1 pseudogene (only partly in view) is annotated in these 409 nt (G+C 67.0%); it reads right to left on the reverse strand.

The features are described from left to right. A pseudogene (locus tag EOB59_RS14430) lies at positions 1 to 409 on the reverse strand (substrate-binding domain-containing protein) (its annotated part extends 449 nt beyond the left edge of the window); the annotation flags it as partial.

Here is a 409-nt window from a genome sequence, read left to right on the forward strand (position 1 = left end):
GGTCCATGCGTGCGCCGATGAAGCCGATGCGGCGATAGCCGGCCTCGATCAGATGCTCGGTCGCCGCCCTGCCGCCATCGAGATGCGAGAAGCCGACCATCATGTCGACCGGATCTGGACCGGTTTCCATGACCTGCACCACGGGGCAGCCGGCACTTTCCAGCAGCTTTCGCGAGGCCGGTGTCTGATCGATGCCGGCGACGATCAGCGCAGCTGGCCGCTGCGAACCGAACAGCTGCAGCAGCCGCTCTTCCTCGAGGCCGGAATAGTGGGTGTTGCCAAGCTGGATGCGGAACGGGCTGGCCGACAGGCTGTCATAGATGCCGCGCACCACCTCGGCGAAGACGTTGTTGGTGAGCGACGGCACCAGCACGCCGAACACCTCGGCGCGCGCCGAGGCCAGCGCCCG

The organism is Mesorhizobium sp. M7A.F.Ca.MR.176.00.0.0, assembly GCF_004023165.1.
Lineage (GTDB): Bacteria > Pseudomonadota > Alphaproteobacteria > Rhizobiales > Rhizobiaceae > Mesorhizobium.